This is a genomic window from Streptomyces sp. SID3343, assembly GCF_009865215.1.
GTDB lineage: Bacteria > Actinomycetota > Actinomycetes > Streptomycetales > Streptomycetaceae > Embleya.
In genome coordinates, this window is sequence record NZ_WWJX01000483.1 from 1 (window position 1) to 880 (window position 880).

Here is an 880-nt window from a genome sequence, read left to right on the forward strand (position 1 = left end):
ATCGGGCGGGCGTCAATGGGGTGGTCGGGGGTCATCGGGCCGGGGCGGACGGGTTCGAAGTGCAGTTCGTCGTCGATGAGGTTGACGGCCCGGCCGAACCGGTCGACGACCGACAGGCGGGTGAACGCCATTTGTCCGGCGCGTAGTTCGTGGAAGACGGAGTCCTTCCAGGGTTGGCCGCCGTACTTGGGCGGGGTACCGGGGACCGGGGCCGGGCTGTCGGTTCGGTCGACGAGGGCCTCGACGGATCGGGGCGGGCGCCGGGCGGCGCCGGGCTCGCGCTGTTTGAGGGTTGCGCCGAATCCGTCGAGGGTCTGGGAGAGGAGGTCCTTGCGCCGGGCGTCCTCGCGCAGCCGGCGCATCAGGTCCCGGGGCAGGTCGGCGCGATGGGCGGCGTAGTTGTCGATCTGTCCGGCAAGGGCGTGGCCGGCGCTGGGGGTGAGGATCTGGCGGCCCGTCACCTCGACGTGTTCGGGGATCCGTCCTTCGCCGGTCCAGCGGTAGCGGGTGCCGTCGAAGCGCCGGCAGGCCCGGCCGTCCTCCTCGTAGGCCGGCGGCGTGTAACCGGCCTTCCACATGAGGTAGAGCGGCTGCCAGGGCCGGCGCCACGCGTCGGTGCCGTATTCGGGGAGTGCGCCGGTGACCTGCTCCGGTTCGACGGTTCCCGGGTTCGGGGTGCGGGCGAGGATGAAGAACTCGGTCAGTGCGGCCGAAACGATGACGGGTAGTCCGCCGGTGGCGATTCGGGCCACGTCGGTGGCGACCGAGCCTGCGTCGGTCGCTCCGATGGCGGTGACCAGGCGGTCGCCGGGCCGGCAGGGCGGAGCCGCGGGTGAGCGGGGCGTTGAGGTTCGCGCCCTGCAGGAGGACGACCGGGTCG

Annotated in this window: 1 pseudogene; it reads right to left on the reverse strand. The window is 72.5% G+C overall.

Going from position 1 to position 880, the window contains the following annotated elements:
* Positions 1-752: pseudogene (locus GT354_RS15395) on the reverse strand (hypothetical protein); the annotation flags it as partial.
* Between the last annotated feature and the right edge of the window lie 128 nt (positions 753-880).